The sequence below is a fragment of the Candidatus Mycoplasma haematobovis genome, from assembly GCF_001645765.1.
GTDB lineage: Bacteria > Bacillota_I > Bacilli_A > Mycoplasmatales > Mycoplasmoidaceae > Eperythrozoon_B > Eperythrozoon_B haematobovis.
Genome location: NZ_LWUJ01000010.1, coordinates 1 through 22119, shown reverse-complemented (window position 1 = coordinate 22119; position 22119 = coordinate 1). Strand labels below are relative to the sequence as shown.

The 22119-nt window shown below is 31.3% G+C and carries 33 protein-coding genes; 2 read left to right on the top strand and 31 right to left on the bottom strand.

All coding sequences use genetic code 4. From position 1 onward, the window contains the following. Positions 1 to 5: 5 nt before the first annotated feature. The 20 genes from A6V39_RS00420 to A6V39_RS00325 form a co-directional block, all read right to left on the bottom strand. Positions 6 to 428, bottom strand: coding sequence for a hypothetical protein (locus A6V39_RS00420; RefSeq protein ID WP_187149696.1), 423 nt, complete (start codon positions 426 to 428; stop codon positions 6 to 8). Beyond that, on the bottom strand, positions 428 to 748 hold the full coding sequence (locus A6V39_RS00415) for a hypothetical protein (protein WP_187149695.1): 321 nt from the start codon (positions 746 to 748) through the stop codon (positions 428 to 430). Before A6V39_RS00415 ends, A6V39_RS00420 begins: the two co-directional genes overlap by 1 nt. Beyond that, a complete protein-coding gene (locus A6V39_RS00410) occupies positions 748 to 1086 on the bottom strand; it encodes a hypothetical protein (protein WP_187149694.1) in 339 nt (112 codons plus the stop codon). Before A6V39_RS00410 ends, A6V39_RS00415 begins: the two co-directional genes overlap by 1 nt. Then, positions 1086 to 1634: a hypothetical protein gene (locus A6V39_RS00405; RefSeq protein WP_187149693.1), complete on the bottom strand. Its 549-nt coding sequence runs from the start codon at positions 1632 to 1634 to the stop codon at positions 1086 to 1088. The genes A6V39_RS00410 and A6V39_RS00405 overlap by 1 nt, the downstream gene beginning before the upstream one ends. Positions 1635 to 1662: 28 nt before the next feature. Continuing rightward, positions 1663 to 2346 carry a hypothetical protein gene (locus tag A6V39_RS00400; RefSeq protein WP_187149692.1) on the bottom strand — a complete coding sequence of 228 codons (684 nt, stop codon included), beginning with the start codon at positions 2344 to 2346 and terminating at the stop codon, positions 1663 to 1665. Positions 2347 to 2349: 3 nt separating this feature from the next. After that, positions 2350 to 2928: a hypothetical protein gene (locus A6V39_RS00395; protein ID WP_187149691.1), complete on the bottom strand. Its 579-nt coding sequence runs from the start codon at positions 2926 to 2928 to the stop codon at positions 2350 to 2352. Positions 2929 to 2970: 42 nt separating this feature from the next. Further along, positions 2971 to 3321 carry a hypothetical protein gene (locus A6V39_RS00390; RefSeq protein WP_187149690.1) on the bottom strand — a complete coding sequence of 117 codons (351 nt, stop codon included), beginning with the start codon at positions 3319 to 3321 and terminating at the stop codon, positions 2971 to 2973. Positions 3322 to 3882: 561 nt separating this feature from the next. Further along, a complete protein-coding gene (locus tag A6V39_RS00385; RefSeq protein ID WP_187149689.1) occupies positions 3883 to 4224 on the bottom strand; it encodes a hypothetical protein in 342 nt (113 codons plus the stop codon). Next, positions 4224 to 4886, bottom strand: coding sequence for a hypothetical protein (locus tag A6V39_RS00380; RefSeq protein WP_187149688.1), 663 nt, complete (start codon positions 4884 to 4886; stop codon positions 4224 to 4226). The genes A6V39_RS00385 and A6V39_RS00380 overlap by 1 nt, the downstream gene beginning before the upstream one ends. Before the next feature lie 5 nt (positions 4887 to 4891). Continuing rightward, a complete protein-coding gene (locus tag A6V39_RS00375; protein WP_187149687.1) occupies positions 4892 to 5554 on the bottom strand; it encodes a hypothetical protein in 663 nt (220 codons plus the stop codon). Continuing rightward, positions 5554 to 6198 (bottom strand): hypothetical protein, encoded by a 645-nt coding sequence (locus A6V39_RS00370; protein ID WP_187149686.1) that lies wholly within the window; start codon positions 6196 to 6198, stop codon positions 5554 to 5556. The genes A6V39_RS00375 and A6V39_RS00370 overlap by 1 nt, the downstream gene beginning before the upstream one ends. Before the next feature lie 27 nt (positions 6199 to 6225). Beyond that, on the bottom strand, positions 6226 to 6888 hold the full coding sequence (locus A6V39_RS00365) for a hypothetical protein (protein WP_187149685.1): 663 nt from the start codon (positions 6886 to 6888) through the stop codon (positions 6226 to 6228). 60 nt (positions 6889 to 6948) lie between these two features. After that, entirely contained in the window at positions 6949 to 7596 is a 648-nt protein-coding gene (locus A6V39_RS00360) for a hypothetical protein (protein WP_187149684.1), read from the bottom strand. After that, positions 7596 to 8258, bottom strand: a complete 663-nt coding sequence (locus tag A6V39_RS00355) for a hypothetical protein (protein WP_187149683.1) — start codon at positions 8256 to 8258, stop codon at positions 7596 to 7598. Before A6V39_RS00355 ends, A6V39_RS00360 begins: the two co-directional genes overlap by 1 nt. Continuing rightward, positions 8258 to 8911: a hypothetical protein gene (locus A6V39_RS00350; protein WP_187149682.1), complete on the bottom strand. Its 654-nt coding sequence runs from the start codon at positions 8909 to 8911 to the stop codon at positions 8258 to 8260. Before A6V39_RS00350 ends, A6V39_RS00355 begins: the two co-directional genes overlap by 1 nt. 35 nt (positions 8912 to 8946) lie before the next feature. Continuing rightward, a complete protein-coding gene (locus A6V39_RS00345; protein WP_187149681.1) occupies positions 8947 to 9594 on the bottom strand; it encodes a hypothetical protein in 648 nt (215 codons plus the stop codon). 3 nt (positions 9595 to 9597) lie between these two features. Continuing rightward, positions 9598 to 10020 (bottom strand): hypothetical protein, encoded by a 423-nt coding sequence (locus A6V39_RS00340; RefSeq protein WP_187149680.1) that lies wholly within the window; start codon positions 10018 to 10020, stop codon positions 9598 to 9600. After that, positions 10013 to 10399 (bottom strand): hypothetical protein, encoded by a 387-nt coding sequence (locus A6V39_RS00335; RefSeq protein ID WP_187149679.1) that lies wholly within the window; start codon positions 10397 to 10399, stop codon positions 10013 to 10015. The genes A6V39_RS00340 and A6V39_RS00335 overlap by 8 nt, the downstream gene beginning before the upstream one ends. Next, complete coding sequence (locus tag A6V39_RS00330) at positions 10386 to 11045, bottom strand: hypothetical protein (RefSeq protein WP_187149678.1); 660 nt, start codon at positions 11043 to 11045, stop codon at positions 10386 to 10388. Before A6V39_RS00330 ends, A6V39_RS00335 begins: the two co-directional genes overlap by 14 nt. A gap of 1 nt (position 11046) precedes the next feature. Further along, positions 11047 to 11718, bottom strand: coding sequence for a hypothetical protein (locus A6V39_RS00325; RefSeq protein ID WP_187149677.1), 672 nt, complete (start codon positions 11716 to 11718; stop codon positions 11047 to 11049). Between the two features lie 128 nt (positions 11719 to 11846). On the opposite strand from A6V39_RS00325, the gene A6V39_RS00320 reads away from it, so the two are divergent. Then, a complete protein-coding gene (locus A6V39_RS00320) occupies positions 11847 to 13835 on the top strand; it encodes an iron ABC transporter substrate-binding protein (RefSeq protein ID WP_187149676.1) in 1989 nt (662 codons plus the stop codon). Here the strand turns inward: A6V39_RS00320 and A6V39_RS00315 are convergent. The 11 genes from A6V39_RS00315 to A6V39_RS00265 form a co-directional block, all read right to left on the bottom strand. After that, on the bottom strand, positions 13832 to 14395 hold the full coding sequence (locus A6V39_RS00315; protein WP_187149675.1) for a hypothetical protein: 564 nt from the start codon (positions 14393 to 14395) through the stop codon (positions 13832 to 13834). The two genes, A6V39_RS00320 and A6V39_RS00315, sit on opposite strands and share 4 nt — an antisense overlap. A 101-nt stretch (positions 14396 to 14496) precedes the next feature. Beyond that, positions 14497 to 15171 (bottom strand): hypothetical protein, encoded by a 675-nt coding sequence (locus A6V39_RS00310; protein ID WP_187149674.1) that lies wholly within the window; start codon positions 15169 to 15171, stop codon positions 14497 to 14499. Continuing rightward, positions 15171 to 15827 (bottom strand): hypothetical protein, encoded by a 657-nt coding sequence (locus tag A6V39_RS00305; RefSeq protein ID WP_187149673.1) that lies wholly within the window; start codon positions 15825 to 15827, stop codon positions 15171 to 15173. The genes A6V39_RS00310 and A6V39_RS00305 overlap by 1 nt, the downstream gene beginning before the upstream one ends. 76 nt (positions 15828 to 15903) lie before the next feature. Further along, complete coding sequence (locus tag A6V39_RS00300; RefSeq protein WP_187149672.1) at positions 15904 to 16464, bottom strand: hypothetical protein; 561 nt, start codon at positions 16462 to 16464, stop codon at positions 15904 to 15906. A 6-nt stretch (positions 16465 to 16470) separates the two neighbouring features. After that, on the bottom strand, positions 16471 to 16884 hold the full coding sequence (locus A6V39_RS00295) for a hypothetical protein (protein WP_187149671.1): 414 nt from the start codon (positions 16882 to 16884) through the stop codon (positions 16471 to 16473). A gap of 6 nt (positions 16885 to 16890) precedes the next feature. Continuing rightward, positions 16891 to 17337: a hypothetical protein gene (locus tag A6V39_RS00290; protein WP_187149670.1), complete on the bottom strand. Its 447-nt coding sequence runs from the start codon at positions 17335 to 17337 to the stop codon at positions 16891 to 16893. 87 nt (positions 17338 to 17424) lie between these two features. After that, on the bottom strand, positions 17425 to 18114 hold the full coding sequence (locus tag A6V39_RS00285; protein WP_187149669.1) for a hypothetical protein: 690 nt from the start codon (positions 18112 to 18114) through the stop codon (positions 17425 to 17427). A gap of 7 nt (positions 18115 to 18121) precedes the next feature. Next, entirely contained in the window at positions 18122 to 18586 is a 465-nt protein-coding gene (locus A6V39_RS00280; protein ID WP_187149668.1) for a hypothetical protein, read from the bottom strand. A gap of 28 nt (positions 18587 to 18614) precedes the next feature. Then, complete coding sequence (locus tag A6V39_RS00275; RefSeq protein WP_187149667.1) at positions 18615 to 19253, bottom strand: hypothetical protein; 639 nt, start codon at positions 19251 to 19253, stop codon at positions 18615 to 18617. A 25-nt stretch (positions 19254 to 19278) separates the two neighbouring features. Beyond that, positions 19279 to 19902, bottom strand: coding sequence for a hypothetical protein (locus A6V39_RS00270; protein WP_187149666.1), 624 nt, complete (start codon positions 19900 to 19902; stop codon positions 19279 to 19281). 6 nt (positions 19903 to 19908) lie between these two features. Then, a complete protein-coding gene (locus A6V39_RS00265; protein WP_187149665.1) occupies positions 19909 to 20595 on the bottom strand; it encodes a hypothetical protein in 687 nt (228 codons plus the stop codon). A gap of 174 nt (positions 20596 to 20769) precedes the next feature. On the opposite strand from A6V39_RS00265, the gene A6V39_RS00260 reads away from it, so the two are divergent. Further along, positions 20770 to 22119, top strand: a 1350-nt coding sequence (locus tag A6V39_RS00260; RefSeq protein ID WP_370664254.1) for a DUF3713 domain-containing protein, incomplete at its 3' end; no start/stop codon positions are given.

Sequence of the window (22119 nt, the reverse complement as noted above, 5' to 3'; positions counted from 1 at the left end):
ATTAATTATTCTTGAGTATTTTGAGCAAATTTAGATTGAGTAGTACATCAATCAATAGCATTTTGTTTATTGGTATTAAATTTAGTATCATTTGTTACTTTTTGATTGAATAATCCTTTACATTTATTTTTCAAAACTTTAATATCTTCAGCACTTGTTTGTGTTGATGCTGTTCTTGAAAAATATATATTTCTTATTTTTCTGGTTGCATCAACACTACTACTTGAAGTTACATGTTTTTTTATTAATTCCTTTCATATTTCATCATGTGTAGTACCTTCTGTATCTAAAGGAGTTAGGTTTTCTTTTTTCAACAATTCCAATATATCTTTAGGTAATTCTGGTTTTCAAAGAAAATAACTTCCAACTCCTATACCACTTAATGTTCAGACTCCTAGTATTGAAAATAGTATTAATTTATTTGCCATTAACCTGTTAAGGTTCCTGCATTCTCTGGAGAAGGATTTATATTTGAAGGCGAAGCAGGAGAGCCACCACTAGGTAATTGAGCTTGAGAGTTACTTTGTTGATTTTGTAGAGTAGTGCTTGCAGGAGTTTTTGGTTGTAATGCTGTTAAATCGTCTTTAGATGTTCCGCTCTCTGAATCTATAGCTACTGTATCTTTTTGATTAATAGATGATTGCTTAATAGCGTTTGTATCTGGTTTGAATAAGTAATAGCCACCAGCTACACCCCCACCAACAGTGCTAACCCCCAGCAAAGCAAATAGTGATGTCTTTAAATTCATTATCTAGAAGGTAATTGAACACTACTGTCACCTGCTCCTCCTGCACCTTGACTTGGAGCAGCAGGTGGATTACTTGATGAAGGTTGTGTTTGAGCAGGATCAGACACATTATTTCTTTCACTATTAGAAGCACCTCTTGTTCCAAGATTTTGATCTTGTGTTTGGCTTTCGTTTAAATTGTTTTGTACTCTGTTAGGAGAAGAATTTTCAGTTGTATTTTTGGAAGTATTTACATTTTCAGAAGTTCCAGGTTTAAAAAGAAAATACCCACCTGTTGCTACACCACCTAAGACACTAACACTAAGTATTGAAAATAATGAAGATCTAATTCCTACCATTAGTTACTTGGAGCTGGCCCTGATGATTGTGCGCCACGTTCTCCAGAGGCACTATGGCTTAATTGTTGTTGTACTGTACCATCTGTTCTGACACCCTGTCCTGCACCTGATCCACCTCTAGTAGAAGTTTGGACTGACTTTAATTCTTTTGTAAGTGCATCTGATTTATCAATACATCAATTAATAGCATCTTGTTTAGCAGTTTTGAAATCTTCTTTATCTGATATTTTCTTTTCAAAAAGCTCTTTACACTTATTCTTTAATTTTGCAAATCCATCAGTGTCTGAAGCATCGATTCTAAAAGTTCCAATCTTATTTACCTGTTTATCGACATTAAGGGTTATTGTTGCTTCATTTCCTTTGTATTTATCTGCTAATTTCTTTCATTCTGCATCACTTGTATTTCCGTATACGTCTAATAATTGTTTTCCTTCTTTAATTAATAAATCCTTTAGGTCTTTAGGTATAGAATATCAATAACCAAGGCCATCAACTCCTCCTGCAGTTCCTATACTTGCTACTGTTAATAAAGCAATCTTAGAATTCATCTATCTTATTGTTGTTTTTTTATTTTTATTAGCTGCCAGACTCTTTAGGCATTATGCATCAATTTTTTGCATCTTCAAAAGCTTTTTCATAGTTTGGTTGATGTGTTTTTGTATTTACTAATTCCTTACACTTATTAATTAGTTTTTCTTTATCTTCTTTATTGTCTTGTGTTGGTGCACCATTTGTTCAACTAGCTATTTTGTTTGTGTTTTTACTATCTATGTAGGCCTTTATCTTTTTTGCCCATTCATTATCATGCTTATTTGTGGCGCCATCTCCTGTTGTTGTATCTAGTACTTCAAATTTATCAGTAGCTAATTTTTCGGATACTGTTGAAGGAATAACACATCATCTTTTTGCTTTGTTGTATTCTGCTTCTTCGTTATCTTCAAATGTTCTTTTTTTTAGAGTTTTTTTGCAATGCTCTTTTAGTTTGGTTTTGTCTTCTGCATTAGGTTGAGTATTGCTAATAACAAAATTATCAAATTTAAATTTACTATTGTTGTCAGCTTGAATAGTTGCTTTGTATGATGCTAATATCTCATCTCAATGTTTTTCATGTTCAATACTATTAGTAAGTAGTACATATTCGTTTGCTTTAAGTTTGCTTTCAATACTGTCATTTGATAATAATTTATGTAAACCATATCCTCCACCGCAAACACCACTTAAAGCACAAACCCCAATTACTCCTCTAGTTAAAGCACTCATAAATTAACTACCTTGTACAGTACATCATTTAAGTGTTAAAGAATAATTATTCTCAGTATCTTTTGTGTATTCGTCATTAATGGCAAATGCACATCAATCTTCAATATCTTTAGCTTTTGCAGTATCTTTACTAATTGCTGGAATTAAAGTTTGTTCATTTGGTTGTTTGTAAGCAGATAATTTATTGGCTCAATGGGCAGAAGTGGCTATTGTCTTATTATCTTTAAGTAGTTTCTCTTTATTTGTGGGTACTGTACATAATACTTGTGCACTCTTAAAGCTTTTGTCATCTTTATTATTAAATGTATTTGCTAAAGTTTTGGTACATCATTCCTTTAAATTTTTTATGTCGTCTGTTGTAAGACTTAAATCATTATTTCTTTTTTCTTCCCTGGTGTAAGCACTTAACTTTATTTCTCAAAGAGTATTATTAGTTTCAGCAATGTCTAGTATTTTCTTATTTTCATTAAGTATTTGCTTTCTTATGGAATTGTCTCTTAGTAAAAGATAAGAACCAGTTGCTAAACTTCCACCAACTACAGTGGTAGTTGTTCCAAGAATAGCAATTTGTTTAATAGCCATATTTAAATTAAATGCAAAGATCAACTATTATCAGAATTCTTACTAGCTATTTTTGTTTTCTATGCAACGCGTTTCAACTTTTGTTCAAGTTTCTTCCACATTTGTACTCAATAAATTTAACTCAATCTGGTCTTTGCATCATTTTTCAAGAGCTTTAATAGCTTTACTTTCTTGATTAGTTTGATTTATGTCTGTTACTTCTTTATTAGTATCGTTTAAATCAGTTTGTAAATCTCTTGCTGAAGATTTAATTAATTTAAATTTAGTATTTCAATCACTGACTAATTTCTTACCATTCCTATCTATTTTTTCACCTATTGTTAAAGGAGGAATAGTACAATAATCACTTACTTTTGGTAATAAATTATTCAGATTTTCACTTGTTAAAGGCAATGTTAACTTTTCTTTACATCAATCTCTTAACGCTGCACCACCTATATTATGATCGCTATCACTGTTAACATACTCATTATTAATGGTTTGTATGAATTCAGGTTTTGACTTTAGTTCTTTGAAAGCTATTTGATATTGTTTTGATTCTTGGATTAATACTTTTCCTTGTCTTTTCAGTCTATCCTCTATTGTCTTGTCTTGTCTTGCAATAATAAATAAGTTCCAACTCCTCCACCAGTAATGCCCGCAATACTAGTGGCTCCAATAGTTATTTTTGCTAAAGTGCTAGGCATTATTTAAATTTTGTACAGTACTTTTCTATTTGAGGCAATAATTGATGGTTAGTATTTAATAACTCTTTGGCTAGGTTGGTATTACAGTTATCTTTGAACGATTGTGGAACGTCATTAGAACTTTTAGCATTATTTCAATCTGTTATGATTCAAGGATCCGTAGGGGCAACAGTTTTGTAATCGTTTCTAAATTTACCCCAATTTTGACCTCATTCTGTGCTATCGCTATCTGTTAAAGATTTTCTATTTTTTGACTCTAGTAATCTTGTTACAGGAACATTAGATGCTTCTTAGGAGTATTTAGGAGTTCATCACATTTATTTTTGAAGTTAGTGAAGTCGTTTGCAGAACTTAAAGTAAAGTTTTCAATTTCTTTTTTTCCGGCTGGACTCTTACTATGATATTGTTGTGTTAAAGCTTTAAGAAATTCATCATTTTTATTTAAATCTATAGGTGTCTTATTTTTTTCTAGTAATATATCTTTAATATTATTGGAAGGCGCAAGTAGTGCATAAGACCCATATGTTAAGCCACCTAAAGCTATAGAACTTGCACCTCCTATTACACTAAAGGTACCAAGAATAGAGAATGCCCTGAGCGGGGACGTCACTATTCAGCTTTTTTAACTTGAATGGCACATCAAAGAATAGATTTGTCTAATTCTGTTTCAAAGTCTTTTTCATAATGTTTCTTATCCTTTAATGCTTTACATTTTTCCTTCAATTTATTTCTAGTTTTTGCATCTTTTTCTAAATTTTTGGAAGGAGCTTTCAGATCTAAATCACTAAATTTCTTTGATGTTTCATCAGACTTATCGTAAGCCTCTAATTTTTTATCTCATTCACTTGGATCGTCATCTTTTGCAGCATCTGACTTTAAAATTCTATATCCCTTTTTTTCTAAGATTTCAGTTAATGGCTTAGGTAGAGTGCATCATCTTTCTGCTTTTTTGTAATTTTCTTCATTTCCTGTAACTTCTGCAAGAACTTTTTTACATTTACTCTTAAGTACATCAGTAGTGTTACTTGGTGGGGTTTTTCCATCAAAATCGTCAAATTGAAGATCTTTCTTTCCGGCCTCTATTCTTCCTTTGTAGTGCTCTAATATTTTTGTTCAAACACTATCTTCAGTTTCAGATAGTAACTTGTATCCGTTTGCTTCTAATTTCTTACCAATATTGTCTGCCGATAACTGTCGATGCAATAAATAACCACCACCAGCCACACCACCTAAGGCTCCTAAACCAACTAGCCCTCTAATAGTAGCGCTCATAATCTTTATTGTTTTTTAGGATTTGAACATCATTTTGTAAATTTAGCCAAATTAGAATGAAAATCTGGTTCATATGTTTTCTTACTCTTTATTCCTAGACAACCTGCCTTTAATTTCTCTCTTTTTGCTGGTTTGTCGCTGGGTTCAGAACTAGTTATTGAGACACTAGTAATTTTTTCATTGTCTTCTGCACTTAAATATTCAGTTACTTTTGAATCTCAATTGCTATCGTGATTATTTGTATTTGCAGTTGAATTCAATACATCTCTATCTTTCTTTACTAATTCTTCAATAGTCTTAGGAGTTACACAAAATTGTTCTGCAACTGATGCAGTAGGATTTTTGTAGTTAGTTAGAGATATAGCTTTTGCACACGCATTTTTTAATTCATTAATATTTTCTTGGTTGGGAGTTTCTGAAGAAGAGGGCGGTATAGTTATTGTTGTTCCTTCAAATTTTGTTGTAGATTTTGAATAAGCAAGAACAATTGGATTTCAAGTGTCTTTATCATCTTTCTTATTAGTATCAAAATTTAAAAGAGTATGTCCTTTAGCCTCTAAAGCTTTTCCTAATGTATTTTGATTTAAAAAATAATTCGCTGTGTAGCCAGCCCCTCCAATAGCACTGATTGCCAAACCAGTCGAAACTAATTTAGTAGTTATTGTCATTATTTACTTTTTTCAATAGCACATCAAAGCTTTGCTTTTTCTAAGTTGGCAGAAAAGTCTTGTTCGTAATGCTTTTTGCTCTCTAATTCTTTGCATTTTTTCTTTATGGCTTTTCTGCCTGCTTCATTTTGTTGCATTGTGTCGCCTGTAACGCCTTCTAAATCAGTAAATCTTTTTGTCTGATTCTTATCTTTCTTATTGTGTTCTGTTATTTTGTCATTTCATTCTTTTTGATTTACTAAATCATCCCCTTCATTGGTATCTAATTTTTCGTATTTATCTTGAATCAATAATTCTGGTAAGGTTTTAGGAATTACGCATCATTGAGCTGCTTTTTTGTAATCTTTCTCTATATTTGCAGATTTTTGAAGAATATCTTTGCATTTTTCTTTAAGGGTATTCTCGCTATTTTCTGTACCCGTAAAATCGTCAAATTGTAAATCTTTATTGCTTACTACAGTTGCACGATAACTGATTAATATATTTGTCCATTCCTTGTCGGAATCTCCAAGTATTTGATACTTATTAGTCGTTAATTTTTTTTCAATATTGTCTGTCGATAACTGTCGATGCAATAAATAACCACCCCCAGCAGTTCCTCCTATCGCACCAACTCCGATTGCAACTCTTGTTAAGGCACTCATTATTATTAATTAATGAAATTCAGGATTTTATTTTGTCGCGCTATTTTGTGTAGTAGTTTTTTCAAGACAACGTTCCTCTACTTTTTTAAAAATAGCATCATCTTTGTCATTAATTAACAAAGTATTATCTATAGTATTAGAACATCAAGCAGACAAGGCATTTTTTCATACTTCTGGGTGGTCATTTGCGTTCATGTTTTCGACTGAAGGATTTATTATTTGTAGGTCTTTTTTTAATCCTGAACGTTCGGAATCAGATTTCACCTCTGCTCATTTTGTAGCTCAGTTTTGAACCAATTTTTTGCCTAATTTATCTAGTTTTTCTTTAATTGTTCTTGCGGGCAAAGAACAATAATTGCCTACATTAGGCAATATATTTTTGATGTTATCCTCTGTTAAAGGAAGAGCTAGATTTTTCTTACATCAAGTACTTAAAGCTTCTCCTGCCTTATCTAATTCTATATTTTCATCAACATTTATCAGCGCTTTAAAGCCTTCTTTATCTTTGTGTTCTTTGAAGACAACCTCAAATACATCTTTATTATCTATTGGTTTCTTTCCTAATGTTATTAATCTATCCTTTATTGTCTTGTCTTGTAAAGATGAATGAATACCAAAGCCTGCACCAAATAAAGTTGAAACTCCTGCAAAACTAGAACCAGCCACTAGTGCTTTGTTATGAAGAAACATAAATTTATTTGGAGTTGCTATTTTTACTTTATGAATAAAGAGTTATTTTTTTATGGACGTCTATTGTTTATTTTCAATAGCACATCAAAGCTTTGCTTTTTCTAGATTTGAATCAAAATCATGCTCATAATGCTTTTTGACCCTTAGTTCCTTACATTTCTTTTTTATTTCATCTCTCTCACCTTTATCTTTCTTTAAAGCGCCTCCAGAGGCTATATTAAGATCGCTAAATTTTTTATTTTGATTTTCTCCAGTTGCTTGGTGATGGGAATCTAATTTTTTGTTTCATTCATTTTGATCTTCAGTGTCGTCATTATCTTTGATGATTAATAATCTAAAGTTTTGTTTTTTCAGCACATCTTCTAAAGATCTTGGTTTGGTGCATCAATGTTCTGCTTTTTTGTAGTTTGAAGTATCGCTTGATGAAGTTTCAAGTGCTTTTTTACATTCTTCTTTAAGAGTTGATTCTTTACTTGGTTCGCCAATAAATTCTCCAAATTTTAAATCCTGATTGGTGCTTACGGTTGTCTTGTAATTAGTTAATATTGTTGTCCATTCTTGACTGTCTTTATCTAATAACTCGTACCCATTTGCTAATAATTTTTTGCTAACACTTTCTGTCGATAACTGTCGATGAAGTGCATAACCTCCCCCAACTGCACTGCCTATAGTGCCAAGACCAATAGCTAATCTACCAAATGAATTCATTAAGGTTTCTTAGGAACTGAACATCAATCTATAAATTTTGGTAAACTAGTATGAAAATCTGTATCATAAGTTTTCTTTCCCCCTAAAGTACTGCAAGCCTCTTTTAGTCTATCTCTTTTTCCTTTTTCGTCACTTGGTTCAGATGATGTTATTGAAATACCAGATATTTTTTTACTTTCCCCAGACGTTAAATATTTTTGCACTTTAATATCTCATTCACTATCTTCTCCCGTTTGATCTTTTTCAACCTTTAAAGTAACTCTATTTTTGCCTATTAATTCTCTAATAGATTTCGGAGTTACGCAAAATTGTTCCGCAATTAGCAAATCAGAATCCTTGTAGTTTTTTGAAGAAGTAACTTTTTCACATGCTCTTTTTAAGGCATCAACATTATCCTGACTAGGTGCGCTTGATGTTGATGGAGTAATAGTTATCTTTGTACCTTCAAATATTGTGGCGGAGCTGGAATATGCTTTAACAATAGGATCTCAAGTAGATTTATCATCTTTTTTGGAGATATCAAAACTCAATAATTCATATCCTTTATCCTTTAATACTTCGCCCAATGTATTGCCAGATAATAAATGGCTAATAGCATAACCACCCCAACCAATTGCACTTAAGCTTGCTCCAGCAACTACAACTTTAGCAATAACAGTCATTATTCTTTTTCCTTAATAGCACACCATAGTTTCGCTTTTTCTAGGTTTGATTCAAAGCCCTTTTCATAATGTTTCTTAGCAAATAAGCTTGCACATTGTTTCTTTATAGCTGCTCTAGTGTCTTTATCTTTTTTAGACGGCGCTTTAACAGGTATTTCAGGGACGCTAAATTTCTTGTTTTGGATATCTTGTGTATCTTTAATGTGTTCATCTAATTTCTTGTCTCATTCTGTCTTATCCATTTCATCGTTTTCAGTATCCGTGCTTAGCGTTTTGAAACCTTGTTCTTTAAGAGCACTATCTAGTGTACGGGGAGAAGTACACCAATGTTTTGCTCTTTCGTAGTCTTCTTTGCTACTTGAAGGCTTTTTTAAAGTTTCCTTACATTTTTCTTTAAGAGTGTCTGATTGCCCTGACCCTCCGTTAAAATCATTGAACTTTAAATGTTTATTACTGTCCTCGCTTACGATCGCTTGATAACTAGTTAATATACTTTCTCATTCTTTACTTGAATCTTCAAGTATTTGATACTTATTAGTCGTTAATTTTTTTTCAATATTGTCTGTCGATAACTGTCGATGCAATAAATAACCACCCCCAGCAACCCCACCTAATGTGCTAGCTCCAATAACAACTCTTGTTAAAGTGCTCATATCAATTTAATTAACAAGGTTTGTTATTTTACAATCTATTCGTTATCTTCTTCAAGACAACGTACTTTTATTTTTTCAAAAATAGTATCTTGTTTATCATTCACTAGTAGAGTATTATTAACAGTACGGGAACATCAAGTAGATAAAGCAATTTTTCATACATCTTCATGTTCATCTACCTTCATTTTAGAAATTGCAGTATTTACTATTGACAAATCCTGTTGTAATGGCCCTTTATCTTGTTCTTGAGGCTTAATTTTGCCTCATTTTTTATTTCAATCTTTAGTTAGTTTTTTGCCTAATTTATCTAGTTTTTCTTTGATTGTTTTTGCAGGAAAAGAACAATACTTAATTACATTAGGTAATACTTTTTTGATATTGTCTTCTGTTAGTTGTAATGCTAAACTTGCTTTACATCAAGTACTTAATGCTTGTCCTCCTTCATCTAAGGCTATATCTTGAGTAGCACTTATTAATTCTTTAAATCCTTGTTCTTCTTTATTCTCTTTGTAAGCTACTTCAAACACATCTTTATTATCTATTGGTTTCTTTCCTAATGTTATTAATCTATCCTTTATTGTCTTGTCTTGTAAAGATGAATGAATACCGAAGCTTGCGCCGGTTAGAGTTGAAACTCCAGCAAAACCAGCCCCTACCATCAATGCTTTGTTATGTAAAGGCATAAGTTATTTATTTTGAAGAATTGGTGATTCTAAAGTACATCAATTTTCTTCATTCTTAACAACAGTATCGAAAGTAGTTCTTTTAGATATTTTTGTTTCAAATAATTCTTTGCATTTAGTCTTTAGGGGAGAGAAATTAATTTCTTTATTTGATTGGGGTTCAGCAATTTGTAAATTTTGAATTTTGTTAATAGTAACTCCTGCTTTAATTTGCACAGGGTCTGTGTTTCCTTTGTGTTTCTCAGCTAATTTTTTTCATTGTCCATCATGTTTCTTATCTTTAATATTTAATAGTATCTTTCCATTTTTTGTTAATAGTTGCCCTACATTATTAGGTATAGAGTACAAATAAAAACCAGCCCCTTCTCCACAAGAGATTGTTGTAATACCTCCTCCTAGTAATAGGATTTGTGAAACACTAGCCATTACCTAAAGCCTTTGGACTCTTAATACACCAGTTCTCTGCATTTTTTCTATGTGTATCAATATCCTTATCTGTCAGAGACTTTCCAACTATTTCTTTACATTTGGTTTTAAATTCAGCAATACAATCACCACTTCCCAAATCTAATCCTGTTATTTTTTCTATTGCTGGAGTTGTGGTAGTTTGTTCTTTATGTTTTGTTGCTAATTTAGTTCAAGTTGTGTTATCTGTATCTCCATCAAAATCTAATAGTTGCTTTCCTTTGCTCAATAAATCTGATCTTAGATTGCTAGATTGTGATTTTCAATAAGTAACACCAATAATACCTCCAATAGTGCCAGTTACAGCAGTAGTTATTAAAGGGATCTTAAGATTTATCATTATTAACGACTTTAGAACATCAAAGAATTACTAATTCTTTAGAACTTTCAAAATCTGTCTCATAGTGTTTTTTTGCATTTAAAGTTTTGCAAGATTCCTTTATTTTTTTCCTATCATCGGGAGTAGGATTGGTTAAATTATTGCCACTTAAAGTAAGTCCACTAATTACTTTTTTGTTAGGGGGCGCAGGATGTTTGCTGTATTCTTTAATCTTTTCATTTCAATCGTTATCATTTGTACTGTTTCCTTCAACTGTATTAAATGCTTCGTAACCTTCAAACTTTAAGTAATCAGATACTGTTTGTTCTTTAACACATCATACTGTCTTTTTGTAATTTTTGCTAGTTTCTGGTGTTTTGTGTTTTTGATTTAATAATGCTTGACATTGTTCTCTTAATTCTTTAACTTTATTATCGCCTCCCGTAAATTCTCCAAATTTAAGGTCTGGCTTAGTGCTAATGGCTGTAGTGTAACTAGCTAATATAGTTGTCCATTCTGATGCATCATCCTTAAGAAAAGTAAATCCTTTCTTTTGCAAATGATCTTTAATTGTTTCTCCCGATAATAAATGACTAGCTACAGCACCTCCTCCACCAATAACTCCTAAACTACCAGCACCAAGTGCTAATTTTGTTTTGAAGCTCAAATTAAGTTGTTTGTTTATCTTTTTTTACTGAGCATCATTCTTTTGCATTCTCTAAAGAAGTTTCATAATCTGCTTCATATGTTTTCTTCTTTAAAGGGACTTCACAAGCTTTTTTGATCTTATTTCTGTTATCAGCATCTACATTGTCAGTTAAACCAGTAGGAAATGTAGGTTGTTTGGTTTTCTTAGCATCTTTGTATTTGTTTAATTTACTATTTCATTCGTCAACTTGTGTATCTTTATTTTGATCGACATCAAGAGCTTTAAATCCTAATCAATCTAGTCTTTTTGAAACCTCTATTGGTTTAGTACATCATTTTTCTGTTCTTTTGTAAATTTCCTTTTTTTCGTTGTCTTCTGTAATTCTTTTTTTTAAAGACTTTTCACAATGTTCTTGTAGTTGTTGCATTAAATCTTGATTAGATGTAGAATCACCACCTGCAAAACTATCAAACTTTAAACTACTATTACTTCCTACAACTGCGGTGTAACTCTTTAATATTTCTGTTCAAAATTCATTATTATTTGCATCTTTACTTAGTAGTTGATATCCGTTTGCTTCAAGTTTGCTTCCGATATTATCTTTTGAAAAAGCATAAGTTAATGCATATCCCCCACCTACAGCACTACCAATAGCGCCTAATCCAATTAAACCTCTCGTAGCCAAACTCATAATTTAACTCTTAAAAAAATTAAAAAAAGTTAATTTATAAATAAGATTCTTGGCTTAAAGCCCCATATTAACTAATACCTACTTAACTCCTTAAGTAAATACATATTAACTCTTAATCCTTCCTTTATTTGCTTAACAAAAAAGTAATAGTTGCTTCTGCCTTTCCCTGCTTAAGTGGTATTGGATTTCTAGGTTCCAATCCCACTAATGTTCACTACAAAATAATGGTGAACTACAATGGTCAAGCAGATCTACTACTAAGCTTACAAATCTTTCCTGACTATTATCCCTATCAATTTAAAAAAACTACTCTATATGACTATTTAACAAATGTCAATGATTACTTAGTGGTTAATGAACATACTTCACCAGAAAAGAAAAAATTAAAGGAAGGATTACAAAAAAGACTTGATGATTTGTTAGGAAATGTTAAAGAATTTGGTCCCAGCTTATGAAATGAAGACTTATACGAAACAGGTTTAGTATTCAAAAACGATCAGCAATGAAGCAATAGGAGCACATCAATACTTTTCTTAGAACAATTTATTGCTGATGATTTTGTTGATATTAATGAATCTACTAATTCATTACCAGCATACAAAGACTTAATAATTACTAACTACAGAGCTGCAAGAGATCCCTATACTATTTTTTCAAAGAATGTATTCAATTGTTTCAAAGAAGATATGCAAAAGACTAGTAGTAGTGATGATGAAACATGTAAGAAGGATCAGGATCAGGATCAGAAGATTGCTACTGAATTTAAGAAATATATTGCTAAATATGATAAAGAAAGTATTAATTCTCTTTATAGGTTTGGTAAGTATATAGGTTTTTGAAATGATTTATTTACAAAAACTGGGGATAGGTTAAATAGATTAGAGATAGAGAAGTGAATCAAGAATAAGAATTTATTTGCTCTAGATATTACAAAAGACAAGCAGTTAGCAGAAAAGTATGCAAGAACAATATTTACTAAAGAAGAAAGAGATACTTTAAATAGTTGAATCGAAGATACACCACCACCACCAAAAACATGACAAGCAGCTTATATTTCAAGCATACAACAGGCTTCAGCGCCTGTACTTGTTCCATCTTCTTCAATTAAATTAGTTCACCATCCTGCTCTAGAGCAACAAACTTTACCCGGCTCTGCCCCACTAGCAGAAGGCTCTCAAAAAGAAGTAATAGTTTTCTTATTTCAGTTTGCAGCTCTTATTGATGAATACGTAAAGAGAAGTGGCAAAAATAATTTTGCAACTGATTTTGTTAATGACCCAAGAAAAGAATTTATGCAAAATGCACTCAAAAATGCCCAAGCTATGGCAAAGAATTTGGAAGACAGAACTACAGCTATTAGAGATTATTTCAAAAAGATTGAAGTGGTAGATAGTGATTTTGAACCTGCTAAATTAAGACAATCATCACAGTCAATTAATAATAGCAAAAGTAAAGCTTTTGCAATAGTTACTTATCCTCCTTCTTCATTTGGCGCAGGAGAAGCAACTATTCAATCAATGTCTAAGTTTCCATTCCTTTATACGGATATAGGTTTGAAACAAGTATTGCCAAAAAATTTAGATAAAGATTTGTCTCATAAACATGAAGATGGTGAAATATCTTTAGAGGATGAAATATTCTCTGTTGATGACAACGGTTGATGATGAAAGATCGGCAATGTTAATTTAGATTCAAGTAATTTATTTCAATTTGAAAATCAAGCAGATAGTCTATTAGTCTTAGCAAACCCAGAAGACTGAAATCTTATTAACGATAAGAATGCAGTAACTTTAAAATCTCTTGGAACTTTACTTAAATCCAAAGAAACAATAGATGCTAGCAAAATAGGTAGTAATGGATATCCAGTTAGTTACAACAAATATCACTTATGAAATGAAGGCCTTAGATCTCCTATTGCTCTAAATTTATTGCTAGATAACTTAGTCGATATATTTCAAAGACAATACGATCCAGATTTTAAGAATAGTAAAGATAATAACAATTGTTACAAAAAAGCTATGGATTGAGGAAATTATTGGCATGAAGCTTTCATAAACAACAAATCCTGTAGAGATTCAAATGGCGGATCAACAGCATCAACAATTCAGTGTAACTAAAGAGAAGTATCTATTGAACAACAACCTTTAACTTTTACTAATGATCCATAGTTTCTTGGAATATGTGCCATTCTGAAACTATTGACACATCAGTGCACCAATTCTTTCATATCTGAATGGCAAATTCCTTTGTTATTTTTTAGGAGTTGTTTTCTTTTGTCGGAATCTAGATCATCTATAGTTTTTATGGTAGGTGAATTAAGAATTACATTCTTTAGATTTACTACACAATGTTTTCTTACTAATTTGAAATCTTCTTGACTACTCAGACTAGCCCCAACATTCTTATCACATCATCTCTTTAATAAATATGCACCTTTAAGATCATCATTTATGTGTTCAAAGATTGATACACTCTTACTAAGACTCTTTTTGAATAAAGAGTAATTAGTTTTTCATTGATTAAATTTATGGTTGTCTCCTAGATATTGATATCCTAAAGAGTTTAAGTAATCTTTATTAGTTGTTTGATAAATTACTAATGGACTTGCTTTGTAAGCTAGAGATGCTATTATGATAACAGTACTGACGGCCACATATGCTTTTAGTGCCCGACACATTAAGAACCTTCCTGATTAAGGCACTTAATAAGACAAATGATAATTTACTTGGATTTTAAATAAAGAACTATGAAAATGTTTCTAATTATGCAAAGATAGATTTATTTTTTTAGAGACTTTGGTTCTGAACATCAATTAATTACTAAATTTTTTGAATGCACAAATTCTTCTTCAAAATGTTTTTTGCCATTTAATCCTTTGCAAGCTTCTTTAACTTTGTTTCTGTCTTCATCACTGACTGTATCTAGATTACTCTTACTTAAAGAAAGACTAGTAATTTTTTTATTTCCATCACTATCTGTTAATTTACTGTAGTCTTTTGCTTTTTGATCTCACTTACCATTATCATCGTTTGTTCCTGTAGTTGTTACATTAAATACTCTATGTCCTTCAATTCCTAAATAATCAGATACTGTCTGTTCTTTAATGCATCATGCCACTTTTTTGAAATTATTATTAGTTTCCTGTGTTTTGTGTTTATTATCTAATAATTCTTTACAAAATTGCTTTAATTTTGCTTCTTGTCCTACAGCACCATTAAACCCTTCAAATTTAAGTGAAGTGTTTGTCTGTACCGCTTTGATATAGTCAGTTAATATAGATGTTCATTCAGTAGCACTATCTTCAAGAACAGTAAAGCCTGTTTTCTTTAAATGATCTCTAATAGTATCACCAGATAGTATATGATTTGCAAGAATACCTCCTCCCCCACCAATAACTCCTAAACTACCAGCCCCTAAAGCTATTTTCCCTTTAATTCCTAAATTTAAAGCCATTACTTAGTTTTTTCGGTTTCATTTGAACATCACAGTTTTGCTTTAGCTAATGAATCTTCATATTCTTGTTCATATGTTTTCTTTTTGAATATTTCTGCGCATGCTTTCTTAATTACAGGCCTTTGTTCTTTATTTGGTTTTTTCTCGATATCCGTTGTTATTTCTGCAAGTTTATTTTCTTTTGCAACTTTATGTTCACTAAGTTTTGTATCTCATGCATCATCTTTATCTCCTTCTGGATTAGCGGTTGTTGTATCTAGTTTTTCAAAGCCTAAATATTTAAGACGTTCAACAACTGATTGTGGTTTAATACATCACTTTTCTGCTTTTTTGTAAAGGTCTTTATCATCTTTTTTTGATAAATTAAATTTAAGAGCTTCTTCACATTTTTGTTTCAGAACATCAACTGGTTTTGTATTTGTGCTACTGCCACTTGTTGTACCATCAAAACCTTCAAATTTTAAAGAACTGCTTTTTGAATAACTAGTTAATATCGCGTTTCAATCTGCAGATCCTTTATCTAATAATTGATATCCGTTTGCTTTAAGTTTGCTTTCAATATTGTCGGTTGAAAGATAATGGCTTGCGGCAAAGCCTCCACCAACCACACTTCCAATCGCACTTAAACCTATTATGCCTCTTGCTATTGTATTCATAATTTAATTAAGTAGAATTTTTGTATTATTTTTAGTCATAAAATAAATTATTTTCATGAGCATGAATATATTCCAACTATGCACCTTCTTTAGTGCATCATTTAAGAGTTAAAGAATAATTATTTTTATTATCTGACTCATATTCTTCATTAATAGCATTATTACATCAATTTTGTATTTGTTGTTCTGTAGCAGTAGCCTTATTTATTGTTGAAATTAAGTTATCACTTGCGCTACGATAGGACGTTTCTTTTTCTTTTCAAGTTATTCCAGTTAAAGTCTTATTTAATTTCTTTAGCTTTTCTTTATTTGAAGGAACTGAGCATAATATTTTTGCATTTTCATATTCTTTATCTTTAGTAGAAAACTTCTTATTTAAAGTACTAGTACATCAATTTTGAAGTCCAGTCCAGTCATTTTTGTTAAGCACAATTGGATTAGTGCTTTTTCTTTCGGTATTGTAAGTATTTAACTTTAAATCTCACAGTTCTTCACTATTTGAAGTTAGTAACTTTACTTCTTTAGATAATGTAATACCAATAGTATCTCCAGAATTAATGTAATAAACTCCTCCTGCTACACTGCCACCAATAACTGCAGTACCAGCTCCAACAAGAGCAACATTTTTGGTAATCAAAACTAATTAAGTTCGCAAAGGACTAGCAAGAAGATTGACTTCTAAAGCACATCAATCTTCTGCCATCTTTATTCTTGTATCATCAACTTCTTTTTCATTCAATAAATTAGTACATGCTTCTTTAATAGCAACCAAATTAGCATCTTTATTTAACCTATTCTTAATAGTGGGAGCAGTTATTTTTGTTAAGCGGTCTTTATTTGGAGCTAGAAAAAGCAAAATTAAAGATTCTCAGATTTCATCATGTTCATTTGAATTCGTATCAACATTTAGAAATTTGACTCCTTTTTCTATTAATGCCTCTCTAATACCTTTTGGTTTAGTTTTTGCGGGAGGAGCAAGAAAATAAGTACCTATTGCTGCTCCACCACTAATTAATGTAGCAGTAACTGCAATTATTGCTACTTGTTTTAAGCTCACTAACTATTAACTGACATTAATAGGTCTAGAGGTTTTGTCAGTACATCAATCAATAGTATTTTGTTTTGATAATTCAAATTCATTGCCTTTAGTTATTTGTGTTCTCAATAATTCTTGACATTTTGTCTTAAATGTTTGAATATCTTCGTTATTGAAAGAATTTCCTTTACTTTTGAATTCTAAATCTTTAATTTTTTTGATTTTGTTCTCATCTTTAAGTGAAATATATTTATTAATTAAATTTGTTCATTTTTCATCATCTTGTTTGCCTTCAACATCTAGGAATCCATAACCCTTGTTAGTCAATAATTCTTTAATATTTTCTGGGTCTTTTTGTTGTTGCTGTTTTGGTAATCCAGCTAATGGAGCTTCTTCAATAAGATTCTTACCTATGACTATTGAACTAGTTATTGCTCCAACAGCAAATAGAGTAACAAGCAGAGATTTAACCACTAGCTCATTGTGGTTGAAGTAAACTAGATTCTTTAAAGAGTTAGTTTTTTATCTTTTGAGTATTTGAATCTTGTATTAACAAACTACCTAAATTGCACATCACAATTTAGATTTTTCTAAAGCAACTTCATAATCTTCTTCATAAGTTTTCTTTGCATTTAATTTTGCACATTCAACTTTGATAGCTTTTATTTTTTCTTCTTTTTGTTTAGCATCAAATCCACTAACCTTTAGGGATTCAATTTGATTTTCATTAGCTTCTTTATGTTTATTAAGCTTTTCTTCCCATTTAAGATCTTGACTCTTATCATCTTCTGTTGTAACTAAAGGATTTGAAGATAATTTTTTTAATCTATCAAATACTGATTGTGGTTTAATACATCACTTTTCTGCTTTTTCGTAATCTTCGTCTTTATTTGTTTTAAGAATTTCTTGACATTTTTCGCTTAATATATTGGCTGCAGTTTTTCTTGGTTGAGTAGTTGTGTCGGATGGTTCAGAACCATCAAAGTCAACAAACTTTAAATTTTGTCTTTTCGATACTACTGTTTTGTAACTTGATACTATTTGAGCCCATTCAGAAGCACCACTATCGAGTATTTCATATTGATTTTCTTGTAGTTTACTTTCAATATTTCCATTGTTATTGGCACTTAAAGGTTCTGATGCTTTAATGCTTTCTGATTTACTGTCTGGCCAAAGAAAATAAGTACCAGTCGCCACGCCTCCAATGGTACTGACACCTAAGGAAGCGGATAATAATGATTTAGTATTCAAGATATTGTTATGAACCTATTGATGCTGGGTTAGGCCTCGCTTCAGCTAATAAAGGAGAAGTGGTAGAGCATCAATTTTTAGCTATATCTTTATCTCCGTCTTGAAATTCAGTCATAGCAAGTAGTGCATCGCATGCATCTTTAAGTATCTTAATATTTGAATCTTTATTGTCCGGATTACTACTTTTTGGAGCAATACTTGCACTAATTTTTATTGTACCGGCTTCTCCTAATTCGTGGAATTTATCAACCAATTTGCCCCAAGCTGTCTTATGTGTATCATCCTTTGTATTTAGGAACTCTACTCCTGTTAATGTTGCTCTTAAACTTGTTGTATTCTTCACCACTTCACCAGAACTTTGGCTTTCAACTGTTGCCTCTTTTCTCTCAGGAATAAGAAAGTAAGCACTTGTAGCACCTCCCCCTACAACAGCCGTACCTGCACCAATAAGTAGAAGTTGTTTTGGATCCATAGTTTGATTATTTTATTTACCCTTTAGTTTATGTTGTAGCATCTTCTATACAACGAGGAACTACTTTATTTCAAGTTGTATCTTGCTTGTCATCTGTTAATTTAGTCTTAACATTGTCATTACATCATTTTTCTAGAGCTTCAATCACAGGAGCTTGATTTTCATCGTTCATTGTTTTGATTCCTCTGTTTATTTTTTGCAGTTCTCCTAATAAAGTATCATCGGTTTTTTGTTTTACAGCAACTAATTGTGAACTTCATTCTCCTGCTAAAGATTTACCTTGTTTTTTTAATTTTGCTGATATGTCTACAGGAGGTTCAGAGCAATAGTTAGTTACCTTAGTTATTAATTCTTCAATATTACCCTTAGATAATCCTTTTTTGTATTGTTTTTCGCACCAAGCCTTTAAAGCTTTACCACCTGCGACTAATGTACTATCACTTGTTATTTTTTCATTATCTAAACTTATTAGATTTGTGAATTCTTTAGTGCTTTTATTTTCTTTAAAGGCAACTTCATATTCATCGACTGTTTCAATTAAGTTACTATTTAATTTCTTTAATTTATCACCAATTGTCTTGTCTTGTGATAAGTAATAAGCACCAAAGCTACTGCCAATAATAGTAGTGACCCCTCCCCCAACTAAGGCTAAATATTTAGGATTCAAAAGAACTAATTATTTAACTAGTTTTTTAATTAGGTTCTGAACATCAAAGCATTGCTTTTTTTAAGTCTGCTTCAAAGTTTTGTTCATAATGTTTCTTAGCTTCTAGGGGTCTGCATGCATCTCTCATTTTGTCTCTGTCTCCCTTAACGTGAGTTAGTTTATTGCCTGAAGTAGGAGAAATTGTGAATTTTTCATTTTTTGTATCGTCATTATGTGCATTTAATCTTGCATTCCATTCGCTTTGATCTATATTATCCGTATTATTAACGGTACTTAAAAATCTATATCCTTTGCTTTTCAACATATCTTTCATATCTCTTGGAACTGTACACCATTTGGCACCTCTATTGTAACTATCACTGTTAGAGGAAGATTCTTTAAGAACTTTTTTGCATTGCTCTTGAAGATTTGCCTCAGACTCTATGGTTACACCAGCAAACTTCAGGGCGCTATTACCAGTAGCCACTAACTTGTATTGAGCTAATATTTTGCCTCAATCTCCACTGCTATCAGTTAGTATTTTGTATCCGTTATCCTTTAATTTATCGTTAATACTTTTTGTTGATAATTGTTGACTAATAGCATAACACCCACCAGCAACTCCACCTACAGCACTAAGACCAATTAAAGATTTAACAGGAGTATTCATTGTTTGTTAAACTACACATCAAGCAAGGTATTTTTCGTATTTAGTATGGAAGTCTGTTTCGTGAGTTTTTATAATTTCAAACTTCTTACATTCTGCTCTTAATTTATCTCTATTTGCTTTTTGATTTGTTTCAGATTTAGTCTCTAAAGTGACATTAGTAATTCTTTTTTCTTCTGTCGTTTCCAAATATTTATCCACTTTAATATCTCATTTATCGGAGTCATTTTCATTTGTTACATCTGCATCTAAAGGAGTGGCACGATTATTTTCAGCTAATTCTTTAATAGATATAGGCCTCATACAAAATTGTTCTGTAATTAATAAAGTATCGTTATTGTAGTCACTAGATGCTGTAGCTTTAGCGCACTCTTTTTTAAGATCATTAATATTTTCGGGAGTTGGAGCATCGCCAGCTACATTAATTGTTTTTCCATTTAGTTTTTTGTTACTTTTGGAATAAGCAACAAGAATAGGATTTCAGGTTGCTTTATCGCTTTCAGTCTTACTAGTATCAAAATCTAATAATGTATGTCCTTTATCTCTTAGTGATTTACCTAAAGAATTATCGTCTTCTTTATTCTTTATTGATTTATCAGTAAAATTATTAGATAGTAAGTAGGTGGCTACATAGCCACCACTTCCAACTGCACCTAAAATTCCACCAGTTGCTAATACTTTAGTAATTACTGACATATTACTCTTCTTTTATATTGTCTTGTTGTTTAGTAATGTACTATTAAAAATTCTTATTTGTAGCATTAAATATTTCAACTGCCTTAATATTTAAAAATATTTAATAAAGTAGGAGTGCTTAGTATTCAAGAGCTATTGCTTCTTTTAAATATAAACATTTAGCTTTATTGGACTATGTTGAATTGAGTCTTTCTTAAGAAATTTATATTAGCTGGTTCTGTTGCAGGATTATCTACTACTCCTTTATTTCTTATTAGTAAATATAGTGCATGAGGAAAGAATCAATATTTTTCTGAATTTAAGAAAAGAAGAGGAGCATATAGTCTTAGATTTGCAGAAAGATTTGGATTTGATGAATTTACTAGAGAGATCTTTAATGTAGATCAAATGAAAGCTCCTATCGAAGGAGTTTTTGCTAGAGATATAGTAGGTAACTATTTAAGAAAAACTAATAGCTCTTATTTAAGAAATAAGTATTCAGAGTTTGCTTCAAAAGAAGCAAAAGACTTTGAAAGAGAATTAGCTGATTTAACTAAGAGACATCCTACAGGTAAACCAGCTATTAATAGAATTTTGGATGAAAATGGCGGTACTAGAGAAGATATGATTAGGCGAAAGCTTAATAATAGTAGTTATGAATTCTTAAAGAAAGAGATATTAGAGTTTGATCAAAATAACTTTACTCTTAATAGACACTACGACCCTAATAGATCTAATACTTCCTTTATTAGAGATTCACACTTCTTCTCCAAATCAGAACTAGAGGATAGTAATAACTGAAGTAAGATTGGATTTTATCCTTTAGTTACTAGAAATGTTATTAATAATCCTTCATTAGAGCATTTTCAAAAAGATAAATTTGATTTCATTAATTGAGCTTACAAAGAATGATTTGAGGAAGTACAACCATTCTATGTATGGATGTCTTTATGAAAATACAAAGAGAATGCTACTAGAGCAGAGTTAGAGACAGTTTGAAAAAAAGATTTAGGAGCTGATTTCCCTTCAAAAGCTAGTTATGAGTTTCCTTATTTTGATGCAACTGATGGAAGTAAGTTAAGTACTGCTTCTAAATTTGAGAAGTTCTTTGGGACTGTAATTAAGACTTCTCAAACTAAACCAAGTAAAGATCTTTATGTCCCTAATCTTTACACAGATGATAGTGGCACTTCATTGTATATGGAAGCATCAAATATGTATGATGGTAGTTGATTTGTTAAATTTGCGGCCGCCGCTAACTACAAATATCAAAAAGAATTACTTAACGAAGGTCACACTACATACATAAACGGAAAGGATAAATCAAGTTCGGTAAGTTCGCATAAGAGTAAATTATTTGAATTCTTTGCCAACTCCAACTCCAGAACACTAGCTGTAGATAAGAGTAATATTTTCAACAATGGCAATGGCAACAAATATGCTGATGCTGTAGAGATTAAAGATTCTCCGTGAATCTTTATCAGAAACCAAGCAGGAATACATGCAGTTGCTGTTGATAGTGCTGGAGCCCGTAGAAATGGATCA